A 16,263-nucleotide genomic window follows, 5' to 3' on the forward strand; every position below is an offset into this window, starting at 1 on the left:
GAAGGGGCTGGTTTGTGTACGGATAGCGTCTTGGTTGTAGAGGTTTAAATTAGAGACATCCTTTAAAACATGATAGGGCCAAGCTTTGAAAGTTAACTCTAGTCACTTCGTAATATCTTGTATTTGAGGTTGAAAATCCTCCCCTATGGCTGACCGATAAATTAAATTCTTAGCTAACTCACGCATCACTTTAGTACGCATTGACATAAAATGATTTATTTTGTCTCGGTCGACACTATAAGTAATTAAATGAATCAACCCCATTCTCATGTGTTAACTTCAGTTTCTTGCGGAGTTTCTTAATATACTGTTTATCGTCATCTTTTTTGCCCTTGCAATCTCCTGGCTCAAACACATAATTAATTCGTATATCTTCCAATTGTTGATATTTTAGAGGGTGCTCGTCATTTTTCGGCGACGTGAATTACACTGAAGCCAGTCCGTAACCACTACTAGTTCTTCATCGGATTGAGTAGTAATCAGAAAGCTAGTTGTAGATAGAATAATCAACATCTTTGGTATATTCTTGGGTTTTTCGTCGTCATTTGTGTTTGGGGTACATAGATAATTTGACTCCCTTCTGGATCATACCCTGCACAATTTCGAGAACCACAGTATAAAAATATCATACTAGTCTCATACTCTTTAGTCCGGAATGTGACTTTGTCATTTCCATTGCTTTTTATAACTGCTATCACATCATTTTCTCTAGTGACGCCTTGTTTTTCATGATTGGATATATGACAATAAAAATGAATTTTGCTAAAAGCAATCCTCAAGATACCTTTAAATATGATAGATATTTATCTTCTATTTTCGTTGGATTTTTAGTATTTAACCTAAAGTGCTTTTGACCTGCTACTTTTCTGGCTAAAAATTTTACGTATATTTGTACTGATTGATATTCTAAAAAATGAATATACAAACACGCATCCAAACGAAAGAAGCTAAAAATCTACAATATTATTTAAGATTTATATAAAACCTCATAAATAATTTCTTGGAAGCTTCGCTCTAATAAATCGCCATCAAGACCTAAGGTTCTAAAATATCCATGTTTAAATTCTGTGCTAGCACAGTATAAACATTCAGTAATTAAAGCAGTAGCTCCCGCGCTGTCAACTAACTTCATATAATTCCCTTTTAAGACTATAATGGAATATTACTTTGTGATAATTTTAATAATTAACTTTAACCACGAAGGTCGCTATTTAATTGAAAATGCCAAGCGTTTGAGTCATTCTTAAGGGATTTTATAAAAGCCGACGTATGTTTACCACAAAGGAAAATACTTTGCTATTGATGTACTCAAAGAAACAGCTATGAGAAATAGCAAACCAAACATAAACATAGGATACATGGTGAAGTTTGTTATAAAATTAAAGTATTTTTGCTCTAGGCCTAGTAGTATTAACTTTGTCTTCTCGTCTGATTTTGCTTTAACTCTTAACTGCCAAGTTTTATGAGGTAAATACTGGGAGCCATTAATCCTTACAAAGAAAATAACGAGTAAAGAAAGAACCCGATTTACCGACGGTGAAGATGTTCCCATATACGTTATTGCCAGAGTAAAAGTTAACACCCCGAACCTGTATTGAGGAAGTTAGCCCACAGTTTAAATTGTTCGCTAACTAGTGCAATGTACTCGTTTGTTCATTCTATTTTATCCAATCACGGTTTCCTCATTGTTACTCTTGAATAATTTAATACATTTCATAGCTGCTACTTGAAATTTAAGTTGGCTAAAACACTCTTAGCAGCTCTTCTTCAAACCGAAGCCCACGCAAGTCATAGTGGTCACATAAGTGTTTAAAAGATTCAGTGGCATACAGTCTTTGACAACCTTCAAGTCGTGATTTAAATAGATATCGCTTCTCGATATCCGATTCTTCGAAATAAAGTATTTCGTAACCATCTTCGATGCCATCAAGATATTTCTTCACGCAAACAGATTCGTCTTCTTGGCCAAAGGAGAGGCAGTTAAAGACATAAACTTGTTCCTCTCCGACAGTTACCAATAGAAACTCACCTTCATTTTCTAAGGTGGGTTTTAATATTTCGTAAGCACGATGGGACAGTACTAGGTATGTCATAGACCACAGCGACACATCAGGGATGTCAGCGTTAGTTCCTAAAACGTCATCGAATGAGGCGGATACATTTTTCCAAATATCTAGTAATGACGTGTTCTGAGAGCGCTGGCGGTGTATGGTCATTAGATGTTGTTTGCCTATGGCACCGAAGAGTTCCGTTGGACCTAATTGCAAAGCCTTGTAATCATGCGGCGCCTCTTTCAATTGGTAGACGTTCATTATTCATCATTCCAGTTCGGGTTTTTGCTAGAAATCATACCTTCGGGGTAAGTAGAAGTTTTTAATTTAATTTTGATATTACGAAGACGGTTAATGAACACATCTTTTTTAAGAGAGTTATTGCTTAAATTTGTAACTACCCATGCTTCATAGTCATAGCGATGAACTTTCTTATATGCTTCAGCATCTGGAGAACTCCAATATCCTTTGTTTTTCACATTTCTAGGTAACCAAACACCATTGGATGGGTCATTGATTCCAAGACCAAGCGTATGAAGGTTGCGTGTTACAAAGATCATTTCCATTTTTCGGAAATGCCCAGTTCCCATAATAATATGGTGGCTTCATGTCGTTTAGTTTGCTTGGTGTCACCGATACTGGGTAGGTATCTTGCCAAAACACGGGTAAGGTGATGAGGTTCATCCATTAAATCGTCTGGCGAAGTCACTGCGCTTCGCTCTTGATATTCTGTAAGTTATTTTGTAATGATACCGTGCATTTAAGCTACGTCTCAAGGTTTTGAGGTGTTTCAAATCTTCTTGAGAAGCTTTGAAAGATTTAGGGTTGTCTCATCCAAGTTTGATTATAAAGTTTAATAGTTGAAACCTCATATCGGTGTACAGCTAGTTCAAGTGCCATTGGATTTTGGGACGTAGTGGTACAGAAAGTGATTTGCCTCTAGGTTGCACAACATAATCTCCATTTCCGATTGTGCGTCTATCATATGCACAACTACAGATAGCTTCAACGCTAATTAGTTGATATTGTAATTAGCTCTCAAAAATGTCCTTGGTTGTTTATAACTCTATAGATGGCAGCTACTTGTGAGTGCATTAAGTTCTTTGAGAACACACCTACAGAAGCTAGTGTGTATTACTTATTCAACATAATTGAAAATTTTGAAAAATTGATTATATTTTGTATGATCTGACATGCATATATCTTTAATGTTTGATTTGTCAATAATATTGTGGGGCGTCTATGTCTGGAAAATTTGAACTTTATAAAGATACAGCGGGAGAATATCGCTTTCGTTTAAAAGCAGGAAATGGACAAAATATCTTAGCTAGTGAGAGCTACACAACAAAACCAAGTTGTGAGAATGGCATTGACTCAGTGAAAAAGAAGGCGCCTGACGATTCAAAATATGAAAGGAAAGAAACAGCGGCTGGCAAATACATGTTCAACCTAAAAGCTGGTAACTATCCAAGGAATCTAAAGCTAGAGGTAAACTTGGTAGAGGTGGTTTAGCTATGTTTGTCATTTTGGGAGCTGTTGCGTTTAATAAGTCTGAATTAAAAAAAGTAAATACAGAGTTAGAAAATCGAAGTGTGCGATTAGTTTCGGGGCTTCATCAATGATTTCAAATATTATTTCTTATGTGCTTGTCACTGTCTTCGCTATATGGTTGTGGAATGATGCTCCAGCTCAACATAGAGATAACCTGTTCTATGTGGCCGTAGTATGTTCTCAAATCGGTTTCTTTATTTATTCTCGAAAGTTAGAGAAACTTAAAAACAGGTTAGACGACTTGGAAAATAAGCACACTCTAGAAACAAAAAACTAACAAGGTATTTAAGAGTGATTTCCAACGCGTGGCATTTTTATGTCATCGTTGGGTTTTGTATTTAAGGCGTATAAGTTAGTGTGGTGGTGACGTTGCTCACACCTTAATGCGGCATTAGTGCGGGTTTGGCGTCGAAGGTCATAAGTTTTGGTATTTATCTGTGTTGGCGCTCGTTTTTACACCTTTCAGTTTGTGTCTTTCATGTTCTTTCCGGTGGCACTATATATGGATTGTTCGCTTCGATTTCATCGTTTACGGTTTCTAACTATTAGCCTACTTCTTTGGAGCTTCTTCGTTTTCGCTGTACTTCCTAAGTTAATCTTGTCGTTTTTCGGGTGTTGCCATAAAAGTGCGATGAATGAATCCTTTTCTAATTTGAAGCCAGTGAAAGTAGGGCAGTTCAGTGCATTTTTCTTCTAGTCAACTCTCGTCCATTAATCGAGTTGAAGTTTTGTAGCTGCCCGTCTCACTTCAGTGTTCAAATTCTTTCATATTATGCCACTTTTCAATATTTTTGAGCGTATAAATAGAAGTGGCGCATGTACGAACAAATTGCTTAAGAGTGATTCGTAACGTGTGGCATTTTTACTTTACGGTGGCTTATGGTGATTAAGGCGCTGTGCGGTAGCTTATTATTGCGTTACTCACACTTTAGCAAGGCGTTAGCATTCATGGAGAAAAAGAATGTCTCACAAAACAGAAGTTCGTTACTGTTCAGATTGCGGTACGGATACTCATCACGTAGTTGTCTTGGTCAGAAAGCCGAGTGCTTTTAAAGGTGCCAAAAATCAGAAATTTAAGGAATTTATAGCAGGCGCGATTAAAGGCTGGGCTCTTGGAGCATTTGTTGCCTCTATGGATGAGTTTGAACGCCACCTAGTTTGTGAAAAGTGCGGTAAAAAGACAGTAGAAGGTTAGCTACCTATATAACGTAGAAAATTTATAGTATAACTTGGTGCTGAATGCTAACAAACGCTTTAAGACGGATTCGCAACGCGCTGCATTTTCACTATGCGTTGGTTTTAGTGTTTAAGGTGGTATGCGGCGGCTTCGGTATTGCGTTGCTCACCCCTTAGCAAGGCATTATTGCCCAGAGGAAAAAATGAAGCATAAACAAAGAGAGCTGTTAGCATATATTGAGTTGGAAAGTGGTACTGTTTTGATTGATATCGTCAAACTGACTCGAAACGGTCGCTCTTATTATTTTCAAGGTAAAAGATGGTTACGCAATCAATATGGATTAGGTTGCGATGATTGCACATCAGAATCTGGGGATAAGCTAAATATTTCCATTTTGAATCGAAGACATGCTCCTAAGTGGATTGAGGGCACAGTGTTGCGTGTATCTGAAAGGGCAAAAGAACGGTATGAATTTTGGCTATCAAATGGGCGCTGACAGCGTAGCCGTTAGCTCAGTGCAATAACAAACTATTCAAGAGGGATTCGCAACGCGTGGCATTTTCATTATGCGTTGGTTTTAGGGATTAGAGTGGTGTGCGGCGGCTTTCGTATTGCGTTGCTCACACCTTCACAGGGCGTTAGCTTTCTTTGGGAGAATGAAATGAACCAATATTTGATCGAACCAGAAGTTCCTGGAAGCTTGGGTGAAAATACGCTGGCAAATTTCGATTTGCATCCACCGACAATAGAAAAGCTACATTTTCAGTTTGATGGTTGGTTAGGTGATGATTTATTGACTTCATTTCCATGCTTTTTAGTCTCTGAGCGTTTAGCCATGGCCTTACGCTCATCGCAGTTGTCAGGATACAATCTGGAAGTGGCTGAAATATCTATTTCTGACATATTTGAAGAACTGTATCCAGAGTGTACATTACCTCGTTTTTCGTGGTTCCAAGTCTCTGGAACCATAGATAAAGACGATTTTAGCGTGACAGATACTGGGCTACTCTTAGTTTCTGAAAGGGCACTGGTTTTGTTACAAAAATATCAACTAAAAAATGCTGACGTCGTAGAGTACGAAAGCTAACAAAGCATTTAAGAGGGATTCCCAACGCTCGGCAGTTTCAGTTCAAAGTTTTAGTGCGGTGTTTATGGCACTATATTTCGGGTTAGGCGGTGAGTTGCTCACCACTTAATGCGGCGTTATACGCAGGGTGAATTTTGCTTCTAATTCCTTGCGTCAAAGGCTCCTTCTCTGTAGCTTATCGCTTTGTTTTATATGCATTAGTTCCTCTTAGTTTTGCTAAATCATTAGGTAATGGACTCCAAGCCTTCATGCCAAAATTCTAAATTTGCGAGTGTTTTGCGTATTTCGGTGATTGCGATCGCTTGTTTCGTTTTATTCCGATCACCTGATCCTGCCGTTTTTCTCTCTTCCTATTTTTACTCTAAGTGATCGGATTGCGCCAGTTTTCTCATCGACTCACCTCCTAGTTCTGTTCGATGACTATTATGTACCAGCCGATCCATGAGAGCGTCTGCGACGGTTGCGTTGCCGATCATGTTGTACCACTCTTTTACAGGTAACTGAATAATGACGATTGTGCTGCTGTTTTGGTAATGATCTTCGAATACTTCCAGAAGATGGCCTGCATGCTCTTGAGTCAGTTTTTCCATCCCCCGGTCGTCAAGGATCAGTAAGGCTTTCTTAGCCTTCGATTGGAGTTGTTTTTGATAGCTGCCATCTAGACGTTCTGCGGTCAGAGCATCAAGCAAGCGAATTAATCGGTAGTACCTGACGGTTTGTTGTTGGTCGAAGGCACTGGTTGCCAGTGCGCAGCCAAGATAGGTTTTGCCTGCGCCTGTTGGGCCTGTGATCAAGATGTTCTGATGCTTGTAAAGATAACTACCCGTCATAAGTTCGCTTATCTGTTGACGATTGAGATTTCGTCCTTCTTTGTAGATGAGTTGGCTTGGCTTCGCATCTACTCTCAGCTTGGCTTGTCGCTTTAGACGTTGGATTTTGGTCTGAGTACGATTCAAGATTTCACTTTCCAGAAGCAGGCTTATTCTTTCCTCGAAGTCCAACTCTGCGTAGGTGCTTAGTTGTTCCTGTTACTGCTCTAACGATTTTACAGCATGGCTCAGGCGGAGAGTTTTGGTTTGGTCGTTCAGTGAGTTCATGTCTTTTCTCCTAGTGATAACAGTTCGGGCCACGGACATTGCTATGAACTAGGTTCGGCGTGCTCGCCTTGTCTTTGCTTAGTTGCCCTTCTCGATTATTTTTCAGTAGATTGCTGATGAAGGTGTAGTTCGGTTTTGTCAGCATCAGCGCATCGTTACAGGCTTGCTTTAAGCGCGATTCGCCATGCGCTTTGTTCAGATTGAGCAGCTCAAGGCAGGAGCGATACGACTGCTCTGGATGAGGCTTGGAGTTGAGCATCTTATTAACGGCTTCTCGCATAGCTGGGCCGATATTGGCTCCCTTAGTTGAGCAGGCGTCCAAGCGACCACTTCTGATGTTGATGATTACTCGGCATGTGCTCTGGTTGGGTGCTGTTTCCGCGCTCTCTTTGGCTGAGTGGATGCTGGGCGACCAAGTTACCTTGATGGTAGATCTGCACGAGACGGTTGTAGGCTTCCAGTTCGACATGGTGACCTACAAGTTGATGTGGCACGAGTAGTGGTGGCGGCGATATTCGATGTGATAATCAGGCCCGACTTTGGCTCGTTTGGTTTAGGTATACAGGTAACGCTGTATTTTTTGTGGGGGGGGGGGGGGAACGGAGGCTTATCGAGTTTGTCGAACAACGCTTTACGACTTGCACCATACTGTTTCATCTCACGTTGGTTTAAGTCGTTCATAAGCTGACGGATGGCGAGATTCAGTTCCTTGAAGGTATGGAAGGTTTGTGTCGTAGCCGCACCATGATCCAGCGCTCTACTAAGAGTTCGGCATTCTCGGCCTTCGCTTTGCCTTTTGGTTTGCAGGGACGAGCTGGCATTACGGCAGTTTGATAGTGATTCGCCAGTTTCTGATAACTCTCGTTAAGCCTTGGCTCATATTGGTTAGCTTTGGTGACCGCGCTACGCAGATTATCGGGAACCAAGTGTTGTGGTACGCCGCCGAGGTGCTCTAACGCATTGGCGCGCCTCTAACCTGTATGACTTACCTTGGCTTGAGAAGGCTTCAACATAGGTGTAATTGGACGCGCCCAAGGTCGCCACGAACACTTCTGCTTCTCGTACTTCGCCTGTGTCAGGATTGACTACCTGAAGCCGAAGCCCACAGTAATCGATAAACAGCTTGTCACCTGCCACATGGAGCTGACGCATGCTGCGCTTTTGGGTTTTGAACCAACGAGTGAAGTGCTCGCAGAACTGAGTGTAAGCGTAAGCTTGCTCTTGATATTGCTCATGATGTTCCTGCCACAACAACATCTTCGTCATACCTTTACGTCTGAGTTCGACTGCGTATTGAATGGAGTCTGGCATGACTTTATCGCGACTGGCTTTGTTGCCGTGATACAGAGCTTGAGTGAGATCAGCATCGCTACAACTTTCAGGTAGAGGCCAACCAAGTTGGCTTTGTTTAAAGCGAGTAAGGAGTTCCGATATGGTGGAAGGGCCGAGTTTAAGGCAAGAAGCGATGCTGCGATTTGAAAGACTGCAGTCGTACTTAAGGCGTAATACCTCTCTTATTTTGTTCATTGGATTCCTCTTTTTGCCATTGTCGCTTCCTTACTTACTTGTTTAAGAAGTAAAGAATAGCGAGCTATTGTTCTAAAAGAGGAAAGGTAGGAATTCGGGCTTTCCGATCGCGGTTTTCGCTATTCCGATCACCAATTTCGGAGTTAGGTTAAAAGTGATCGGATAATCCCGAAATGACTGATCGGAATGTTCCGAAATATGCAACTTGTGAGCTATTTTCGGATAAAGCGACTGTAAACACGCCCCGTTCTGGGAAATGAGTAATGAACTCTTTTTCTTCTTCAGGTGTGAAAGGCGTATCTAATACAGTGTATAAACCTTCAATAATGATGGGGTTGAGGACGTTTGTAATGCCTTCAGCATCACCTAAAGTTACCTGACGTACAATTAAATTCATGCCACTTATCTCCTATTAAAATTAGGGCTGTTTTGTACATGAGTTGGAGACTTGCGGCAACAAGTAACGTCATTAAGTCGTAAAGAATATACCTATTACACTTAAACGGCGGTTAATAGTGCTGATTGTTACTTTAGTATTTCTGATATATCACTTTTTAAGTGACGGCTTAACTTCTACAGAATATTTCCACATCACGACCCCGTTTTCTACAAGATCATAACTCGCGCTTTGACCCTCGGAGTTGAGTACAAATACCGGCATTTCCATCCTTGACGTAGCGCCATCTCGGTTGCATGACATGGTAGCTTCAAGCTGTATGCTATTTTTGCTCGGTTCTGAAAGGGTTCCTAAGTACGTGCAGCCGTCGACAAAACTGGTTTTGCTTTTTCCTTTAGAGGATATTTCAAAAGTCGGAAAAATGAATGTTGATTGAGGCTCTGTTACTACCACATTTACTTGATAGTTCGTCGCTGAAAAAGCATTGAAATGAGCTCCAAGCATAAGTAAGAACAAGATTTTTGATTTCATAAACTCTTCTTTATTTCGATATTACTAGTTTGGTTACGGCGCTATTAAGGTGACCACTTAATCTAAAACTTTACTGCGTAAGCATTAAAAAGGATACAAAGGTAGAGTAGTTGAATATGGTTAATCGGCCGTAAATAGTTTTATTAAGCGATCTTACATACCTAAAAGAGGTAAGTTCTTTCGCTTTTGATAGGTTAATGCTAATTCTAAACAGCTCTTGATTGAAGCTTCTGGCAAAGGAGCTGATAAAGATAGAATTATTGCTCGATTACCCTGAAACTCAAGTGAGTCACTATACAGTTCGCGGAATGTGTCGACGAGCTTAGTTTGGCAATTAAAGAACAGATAATAACGACTAGGCGTTTTCTGTTTCCAATCCATCCTTACCGGGCTACCTGTTTTCACACTGTAGCTTGGCTCTCCCCATTTTAGAGATTCTTCAACTTCCCCCAGTTTTAATTCAGAAGCGATAGTTAAGACGATATTTCGTAGCTCTTCTATCCGAATACGCACATGTTTTGGATACTCATCAAATCTTGCCTTCACTGCATGGTTCATTGGTATCTCCTATAAATAGCGCTGTTTTGGGGTGAAGCCCAAGCGTACTTTGGCTATGTAGCAATTACGTCATAATGTTATTAATCAATAAATCTAGCACATAGCCAAAATACTAAGCGTAAGGGTTTCCCTCGGTTACGTTTAGGATGCTCTGGGTGAAAACATGATGATTGACATGCCAAGCATAGCGACAGAAACCCCCACTATGTCCCAGAGCGTTGGTCGAACGCCGTCGATACACCACAACCATAGAATTGCGACAAAAATATAGACACCACCGTAAGCAGCATAAACTCTGCCAGTAGCGGTAGGATGTAAAGATAGAAGCCAAGCAAACATAGCAAGGCATAGCGCTGCCGGTACCAAAAGCCAAACTGACTTATCTTCCTTTAACCAGAGATAAGGTAAGTAGCAGCCTAATATTTCTGCAATGGCGGTTATAAAGAAAAGCCCAATGGTTTTGACTTCAGTCACTTAAACATTCCTATCTTTATCTACAAATATATGATGCTGGTTAAATGGGCAATTGCTCGGCTCATTACATTTCGCCCAGCTTAATCTTGGATTGAGCCTCACTCACGGTTTGTTTACCGAATAACAAATCCATCATCGAAATGATTCGTTTGTTGTCTTTACCCCATTTATCTGGATTCGCGCTGTTTGGTGCTTTAAATTCAACTTGTCCTACTTTTTCGTTATTTTTGTAGGCTTTGATCTGAGCATCAGCGATAAATGTTCTAAAATCCCAGCTCCAGCGTGATACGTAAGTAAGTGTCAGCTCAGAGCTAACAGGAGGAGTGCCGTCGCTTACGACTGTGCATTTATGGGCGGTATCCAAACACCAGTCTTGCATCGAATCTAAGAAAACATCTCGCGTGGCGTTGTCTTTTACGATGGTGATTTCCTTGCTCTGATTTTCTTTCGAGATTGTTTCTACCGTATACTTTGGTGCCGCACATGCGGCTAATAGAATAGGCAAGCTTAGAATGATGAGTTTTTTGTGCATCTTATGTCTCTTTTTTAAATTTATATATTCAAACAACTTCAAGATACTGAGTTCAACGAGAATAACTAACAAGCATGGCAACAGTTATTAACAAAACCTTTAGAGTCGAAGGGTTTGTTTCGGGAGTATGCCAATGTCTCGAAGCAAAATAATTAGTAAGAGATTGCTATAGCGTTATGTTAACTCTTGAACTTATGTCCGTATCAATGTTCAGAATTCTTCGCATTGAAGTTTTTGAAGTGCAATTCTAACGGAATTTTAAATTGCTGCATAATGCTCAATTAAGAGGAATAGGGGAGCTTATCGTTAAACATAACGTGTAGTTCTGTAAATTGCCCCCTAAGACTAAGCTAAAAGGGCCTAATGTTTTAAAATAGCTTCTTGTCTATTCTGTTGTGTGAGTTTTCAATGTTGTCTCATACTAGCCACTTAAAAGAGCGCTGTAAGAACTTGTCTGCATTATCAAGGACGATTTCACCGTGAGCCATAACCAATATATTAGGTTTCCAAGACAGCAGTTTATTTAAGTGTTTTCGAGCCTCTTGTTTGCTAAACATAAAACTTAGGCGCCAATCCAAAGGCATTTTTCCATTCGGAGCAAGAATACCGGCCCCTTTAGCCACAAACCGCTGCCAGTAGTTAAAGTCCTGGCCAGAAAAATTCTCGACGAGGTCAGTAACAATTAAGGTCTTTGAAAGTCGATGATAAAACACACACTCTTCCATTAATGGAGAGCCAGAAAATAGTTCTTGTTCAACCTCAGAGTTCCAAGCATTACCGCCTTGGTTAAGTGAAGCGTGAAAGTGTATATCACGGCACTTCTTGATGACTTCATCTGTGCCATAAACTTCTGCGCTAGGATAGGCAAATACCCATTCAGATAAGAACAAGTGGTGTAAATGATTAGGAGCGATTAAGTATTTCACTTGGCCTAGATTGTTGATTTGCTCTCTAATCGAATTTGATAACTTAATTGGACTATGAACCCAAAGGCCACCATCAGAAAGCCTAACAATAGTCATACGAGTGGTGTATGGGAGTCCTAAGAATTGGACGGGATCTCCGTCAAATATCCATATCTCTTGGGCTAACTTTTTCATGTCTCTCCAACCGTTAACACTGTATTAAGGCGGCATTTAAGTTACTCAAAAGCTGCCTTGTTGCACAATAAACGCTTCGCTAAGCGTAAACCAAAAATATTAGGTTTACCAAACCCTTATTGAGTGCAGCTGTACATCTTTGAGTATTTTTATACTGAACGAACGTAAAGTAGTTTTAAGAGGATCATTTGACTTGATAGAACAAAACCCCGCTATTTTTGAGCAGGGTTTTGCAATTAGATAAAGGGGCTAACCGATGATGAAGAAGAAAATCGCGGTTGCAACAATACCAATCAACGCATAAGGAAACTGTGTGGTTGCGTGTTGCATTGCTGTACAGCCCGAACCTTGTGCAGATAACACGGTTGAGTCACTAAAGAAACAAGAGTGGCTCCCTGCCGCTGATGCTGAAAGCAGCGCTGCAACGGTTAAGTGTAGAGGCACACCAAGCTGTTCGCCCAAAGGTAGAACAATTGGCATCGCTACTGCAAACGTTCCCCAAGACGATGCCGTTGCAAATACCAACGCGCCCGTAATCATAAAGATAATCGCCGGGAAGTAAGACGCTGACAGGTAAGGGCTGACGGTCTCAATGACATACTGCGTGACGCCCAATGAGTCGTTGACCGATTTCAACATGAAACCACCAATAACGGTCGCAAGCGGCAGTAGCATAACCTTAATGCCATCATAAACAGCTTCGAACATGTCGTTCATCGAGATCAGTTTTTGTGCGCCGTAAAAGCTAATAGTAAAGATTAACGCGACGAAAACACCAGCAAGTAGATCGATACCAAAATACCAACTTGCGGAAACAAGTACGATCATTGGTAACAAGAAGTTGACAAGGCCCATGGTTGGGTTGGTATGTGCAGATACATCGGGACCAAAGTCGACATCTGTTGCACCGTCTGGACGAACTTGACCATTCTTCGCACGCTTTTCTGCCTTTTTCATCGCACCTAGATCTGGGATCTTTTCCATTGCAACCAGCAAAACAATCACCAGCGTTACCCAGCCGTAAGCCATGTATGGAATAGCTTCAATGTATGCTTTGATACCATCTCCCGCTTCTGCTACTCCGTTTGCTTCTAGCAACGAACTGAAGAAAATTGCCCAAGTGGAAATCGGTACGAGGATACAGATAGGCGCGGCGGTTGAATCCACAAGATATGAGAGCTTTTCACGCGAGATTTGGTAGCCGTCCGTAACTTTTTTCATTGAGGAAGAAATTGCAATCGCATTCAAATAATCGTCGATAAAGATCAGAATACCTAAAGCAAAGGTCATCAGCATCGATTGCTTACGGCTTTTTACTTTCGTGACCAGCATGTCGGAGAAGCTTAAGATACTGCCGCCTTTCTCCAAAATAGCAATTAGGCCGCCCATCAAACCACAAACGAGGATGATCCAAGCAATAGTTTCATCCATCATTACACTCATGGAAATATCAACAATCTGTTCCACCGCTTCAGTTGGGTTAAGCAGAAGAACACCGGCAATAGCGCCGCTAAAGAGGGCTTCCACAGTTCGGTGTGTTGTCAGCGCAAAGACCAATACCAACGCCGTTGGTAAAAGACTCATCCATCCGTAGGCTTCGCCTTCCTCATGGTTCAAACCGATTGTGGTAAAAAAGACAAACGTCGCAACCGAGATTAAAGAAACAATAATGTGTTGAGAGTTGATTTTAAGAGGCGCATCCAGCGCCTTGGTCTGCGTAGTCATAAAGTTCATTTCCTTTGTTTATGCCGAGTGCAACATCCAGTCGATTTCCAATGGAGTAATCGCTCGCTCAAATTCTGCGAGTTCACTCTGTTTGCAAGCTAGATACAAATCGATAAAATCTCTTGAGATGTATTGAGCCAGCTCACTGTGCTCCAGTCGCTCTAGAGCTTCTGACATACGCAGAGGTAACTCAATTGCATCATCACTGAGAGTCGGTGGACATTGATCTTTGGTGTAGCTTTCACTCGCTAATACTGCGGAAAGTACTACTGCAGCGAGAATGTATGGGTTAACGTCAGCGCCTGCTATACGATGCTCTATACGGCGATTTTTGCTATCGCTGATAGGCACACGCAACGCAACACCGCGGTGGTTTTCTCCCCAATCGGCTTTGGTTGGGACGTAAGCGCCAGGAACAAAGCGACGGTAAGAGTTAACGTTAGGACAGATTAGGGCCATGGCATCGGATGTTTGTGACAGCATCGCTGCCATGGTTTGATAGAAGAAGGCGCTCGCTTGACCGTCTGGTTGGCTAAAGTGGTTGTTACCATCTGTATCAACCAAGCTGAGGTGAATGTGCATGCCATTACCCGCTTGCTCACTAAAAGGTTTCGCCATAAATGTGGCGTCAAATCCGTGCTGATGAGCGACCTGGCGAATCAAGCGTTTTGCGATGATGATTTCATCACATGCTCGAAGCACATCTTTAGAATGGTTGAAGTTGATTTCGAACTGCCCTGGTGCCGATTCAGATAGGGCTCCGGAAGTGTTTAAACCTTGTTCTAATGCAATTCGATTAAGGTCGGCCAAGAAATCAGCGTAGTCATCTAGTCCATCAAGGTCGTAAACCTCGGTATCTTTTTCTCGAGTTTTTTTCGTGGGGTTAATTGCCGTTAATGGTTCGCCATTTTCGCCGCGGGTTTTGTCTATTAAATAGAACTCCAGCTCGAGCGCGACGCAAGGATATTGGTCTTTAGCATGCAGTGTTTGCAATATAGAAGCGAGAATGTTTCGGATGAACAGTGGGTTAGGGTGCTGCCCGGTTTCATCCATCATACTAAGCAGTAGCTGACCAACTTGTTCTTTTGCCGTCGGCATTAAGGTGCCGCTGATTGGATAGCAGAGATTATCTGGTTCTCCGAGATCTTCTCCCAACCCGGCTGTTTCAACGACGTTACCTTTGGTATCTAGGGTGATGGTCGAAAGGGGGAGGGCAACACCTTTATTCAGTTTTTCTAGAGCATCTATCGGGATGCGTTTTCCTCTTGGGGTGGCATTTATATCGGTAAAGATGAGATCGATAAATTCAATATCGGGCCATTTTTGTTTAAAATTTTTTACTTCCTGTAGATACGATTCCATTTTCTTCTCCAAATAGCCTGACGAGTAGAAATTAGAAATAACCAAATTAACAAATAAATTACAGTACTCTGAGCGAGTTGTTTGTTTTTTAGGTTATTTTTAATTTAAACATGCACTTACACTGTGTTTTTGATGTTTAACGGCTGGTTTTTATGTCTTTCTGTTAACTATTTTGTAACAGTTGGTTTTGTTTTGTTCAATATAATGAGCATAAATATTCAGTTTTGAAGCCTAAAAAGTGCGTCAGATCACGTTGTGACGATAATAATGGTCATCTGTGTTGATAATTTTGTACATGGTTTGTAGGGTTTGTGTTAAATAAATCGAACACGGACATATCATGGCAGATACACACAAACCCATCATTGGTGTGGTTAGCTGCGCTAAAGAGTTGGGTGGCTATCAGATACAAGCGGTCAACGACTTTTACCTTCGCGCCATAAAGGATTTTGGAGGACTACCGATTATGTTGGCTCCCGACATGTCGGGCGATGACGTAACCACCATCCTAGACATATGTGATGGTTTTCTTTTTCCTGGCAGCCACTCTAACGTTGCGCCACATCGATACAATGCAACGCACGAAGAGAGCTACAAAGATGAAGCTCGTGATGAGCTCTCATTCACGTTAATTCGTCATGCGGTTGACCAAAACATTCCGTGCCTTGGTATTTGCCGCGGCTTTCAAGAGATGAATGTCGCACTTGGTGGCTCGTTAAACCCAGCCGTTCATGACTCCGGCTTCAATGACCATCGTGAAGCGCCTGTTGAAGATTTCGAACAAAAATACGCGCCAGCACACGCTGTACTAGTTCAAAAGCAGAGCTTATTTGAACAATGGCTGGTGCAAAATCATTGGGAAAATACCACCTTCTTTGAAGTGAACACACTACACAACCAAGGCGTCGATCAGCTTGCTCCTCTATTACAAGTAGAAGCTAAAGCCCCGGATGGCTTGGTAGAAGCATTTAGTCTTCCTAATCAAAAATTTTTCGTTGGCGTGCAGTGGCACCCAGAATGGGAAGCAAAAACCAATCATTTCTCTCAAATTTTGTTCAATGAATTTATGATGGCTACCTCTCGTTAAACGTTTG

General features: G+C 41.5%; 15 protein-coding genes and 3 pseudogenes. 5 read left to right on the plus strand and 13 right to left on the minus strand.

Annotation, left to right across the window (positions count from 1 at the left end):
* Positions 1 to 967: 967 nt before the first annotated feature.
* From R7040_RS01865 to R7040_RS01875, 3 genes are all read right to left on the minus strand, one after another.
* Positions 968 to 1,132 (minus strand): hypothetical protein, encoded by a 165-nt coding sequence (locus R7040_RS01865; protein ID WP_161781338.1) that lies wholly within the window; start codon positions 1,130 to 1,132, stop codon positions 968 to 970.
* A 610-nt stretch (positions 1,133 to 1,742) separates the two neighbouring features.
* A complete protein-coding gene (locus R7040_RS01870; protein WP_064353863.1) occupies positions 1,743 to 2,312 on the minus strand; it encodes a hypothetical protein in 570 nt (189 codons plus the stop codon).
* Entirely contained in the window at positions 2,312 to 2,641 is a 330-nt protein-coding gene (locus R7040_RS01875) for an AHH domain-containing protein (protein ID WP_081248153.1), read from the minus strand. Before R7040_RS01875 ends, R7040_RS01870 begins: the two co-directional genes overlap by 1 nt.
* Positions 2,642 to 3,293: 652 nt before the next feature.
* Here R7040_RS01875 and R7040_RS01880 point away from each other — a divergent pair.
* From R7040_RS01880 to R7040_RS01895, 4 genes are all read left to right on the plus strand, one after another.
* Complete coding sequence (locus R7040_RS01880) at positions 3,294 to 3,563, plus strand: YegP family protein (protein ID WP_318095320.1); 270 nt, start codon at positions 3,294 to 3,296, stop codon at positions 3,561 to 3,563.
* Positions 3,564 to 4,563: 1,000 nt separating this feature from the next.
* On the plus strand, positions 4,564 to 4,797 hold the full coding sequence (locus tag R7040_RS01885) for a hypothetical protein (protein WP_033905186.1): 234 nt from the start codon (positions 4,564 to 4,566) through the stop codon (positions 4,795 to 4,797).
* A gap of 184 nt (positions 4,798 to 4,981) precedes the next feature.
* On the plus strand, positions 4,982 to 5,275 hold the full coding sequence (locus R7040_RS01890) for a hypothetical protein (RefSeq protein ID WP_033905187.1): 294 nt from the start codon (positions 4,982 to 4,984) through the stop codon (positions 5,273 to 5,275).
* Between the two features lie 165 nt (positions 5,276 to 5,440).
* Positions 5,441 to 5,866, plus strand: a complete 426-nt coding sequence (locus R7040_RS01895; RefSeq protein WP_064353871.1) for a hypothetical protein — start codon at positions 5,441 to 5,443, stop codon at positions 5,864 to 5,866.
* Positions 5,867 to 6,222: 356 nt separating this feature from the next.
* On the opposite strand, the pseudogene istB reads toward R7040_RS01895, so the two are convergent.
* The 10 genes and pseudogenes from istB to R7040_RS01945 all read right to left on the minus strand — a co-directional run bounded on the left by istB (position 6,223) and on the right by R7040_RS01945 (position 15,169).
* Positions 6,223 to 6,963: pseudogene (gene istB / locus R7040_RS01900) on the minus strand (IS21-like element helper ATPase IstB).
* Between the two features lie 10 nt (positions 6,964 to 6,973).
* Positions 6,974 to 8,490, minus strand: a pseudogene (gene istA, locus R7040_RS01905) (IS21 family transposase).
* A 193-nt stretch (positions 8,491 to 8,683) separates the two neighbouring features.
* Positions 8,684 to 8,887 (minus strand): annotated as a pseudogene (locus R7040_RS01910) (histone acetyltransferase); the annotation flags it as partial.
* Positions 8,888 to 9,037: 150 nt separating this feature from the next.
* The gene (locus R7040_RS01915; protein ID WP_031780990.1) at positions 9,038 to 9,418 is read right to left on the minus strand and encodes a hypothetical protein; all 381 of its coding nucleotides are present in this window, start codon (positions 9,416 to 9,418) and stop codon (positions 9,038 to 9,040) included.
* 153 nt (positions 9,419 to 9,571) lie between these two features.
* The gene (locus tag R7040_RS01920; RefSeq protein WP_031780989.1) at positions 9,572 to 9,976 is read right to left on the minus strand and encodes a DUF1801 domain-containing protein; all 405 of its coding nucleotides are present in this window, start codon (positions 9,974 to 9,976) and stop codon (positions 9,572 to 9,574) included.
* A gap of 141 nt (positions 9,977 to 10,117) precedes the next feature.
* A complete protein-coding gene (locus tag R7040_RS01925; RefSeq protein WP_005377819.1) occupies positions 10,118 to 10,450 on the minus strand; it encodes a YnfA family protein in 333 nt (110 codons plus the stop codon).
* 64 nt (positions 10,451 to 10,514) lie between these two features.
* Positions 10,515 to 10,982: an Sbal_3080 family lipoprotein gene (locus tag R7040_RS01930; RefSeq protein WP_005385757.1), complete on the minus strand. Its 468-nt coding sequence runs from the start codon at positions 10,980 to 10,982 to the stop codon at positions 10,515 to 10,517.
* 416 nt (positions 10,983 to 11,398) lie between these two features.
* Positions 11,399 to 12,082, minus strand: coding sequence for a DUF4336 domain-containing protein (locus tag R7040_RS01935; protein ID WP_054574095.1), 684 nt, complete (start codon positions 12,080 to 12,082; stop codon positions 11,399 to 11,401).
* Positions 12,083 to 12,331: 249 nt separating this feature from the next.
* A complete protein-coding gene (locus tag R7040_RS01940; protein WP_318095321.1) occupies positions 12,332 to 13,807 on the minus strand; it encodes a Na+/H+ antiporter NhaC family protein in 1,476 nt (491 codons plus the stop codon).
* Between the two features lie 18 nt (positions 13,808 to 13,825).
* Positions 13,826 to 15,169, minus strand: coding sequence for a glutamine synthetase family protein (locus R7040_RS01945; RefSeq protein WP_053306915.1), 1,344 nt, complete (start codon positions 15,167 to 15,169; stop codon positions 13,826 to 13,828).
* Positions 15,170 to 15,509: 340 nt separating this feature from the next.
* On the opposite strand from R7040_RS01945, the gene R7040_RS01950 reads away from it, so the two are divergent.
* Positions 15,510 to 16,256, plus strand: coding sequence for a gamma-glutamyl-gamma-aminobutyrate hydrolase family protein (locus tag R7040_RS01950; protein ID WP_005377814.1), 747 nt, complete (start codon positions 15,510 to 15,512; stop codon positions 16,254 to 16,256).
* Positions 16,257 to 16,263 lie beyond the last annotated feature (7 nt).

The sequence above is a fragment of the Vibrio sp. 1069 genome (genome assembly GCF_033340555.1).

Excerpts from the sequence above, each read along its gene's own strand:
- R7040_RS01920 (WP_031780989.1), bottom strand. The coding sequence starts at position 9,976 with ATGAACCATGCAGTGAAGGCAAGATTTGATGAGTATCCAAAACATGTG.
- R7040_RS01950 (WP_005377814.1), top strand. The coding sequence starts at position 15,510 with ATGGCAGATACACACAAACCCATCATTGGTGTGGTTAGCTGCGCTAAA.
- R7040_RS01865 (WP_161781338.1), bottom strand. The coding sequence starts at position 1,132 with ATGAAGTTAGTTGACAGCGCGGGAGCTACTGCTTTAATTACTGAATGT.
- R7040_RS01930 (WP_005385757.1), bottom strand. The coding sequence starts at position 10,982 with ATGCACAAAAAACTCATCATTCTAAGCTTGCCTATTCTATTAGCCGCA.
- R7040_RS01870 (WP_064353863.1), bottom strand. The coding sequence starts at position 2,312 with ATGAACGTCTACCAATTGAAAGAGGCGCCGCATGATTACAAGGCTTTG.
- R7040_RS01885 (WP_033905186.1), top strand. The coding sequence starts at position 4,564 with ATGTCTCACAAAACAGAAGTTCGTTACTGTTCAGATTGCGGTACGGAT.
- R7040_RS01895 (WP_064353871.1), top strand. The coding sequence starts at position 5,441 with ATGAACCAATATTTGATCGAACCAGAAGTTCCTGGAAGCTTGGGTGAA.
- R7040_RS01945 (WP_053306915.1), bottom strand. The coding sequence starts at position 15,169 with ATGGAATCGTATCTACAGGAAGTAAAAAATTTTAAACAAAAATGGCCC.
- R7040_RS01875 (WP_081248153.1), bottom strand. The coding sequence starts at position 2,641 with ATGGGAACTGGGCATTTCCGAAAAATGGAAATGATCTTTGTAACACGC.
- R7040_RS01915 (WP_031780990.1), bottom strand. The coding sequence starts at position 9,418 with ATGAAATCAAAAATCTTGTTCTTACTTATGCTTGGAGCTCATTTCAAT.
- R7040_RS01890 (WP_033905187.1), top strand. The coding sequence starts at position 4,982 with ATGAAGCATAAACAAAGAGAGCTGTTAGCATATATTGAGTTGGAAAGT.
- R7040_RS01880 (WP_318095320.1), top strand. The coding sequence starts at position 3,294 with ATGTCTGGAAAATTTGAACTTTATAAAGATACAGCGGGAGAATATCGC.
- R7040_RS01940 (WP_318095321.1), bottom strand. The coding sequence starts at position 13,807 with ATGACTACGCAGACCAAGGCGCTGGATGCGCCTCTTAAAATCAACTCT.
- R7040_RS01935 (WP_054574095.1), bottom strand. The coding sequence starts at position 12,082 with ATGAAAAAGTTAGCCCAAGAGATATGGATATTTGACGGAGATCCCGTC.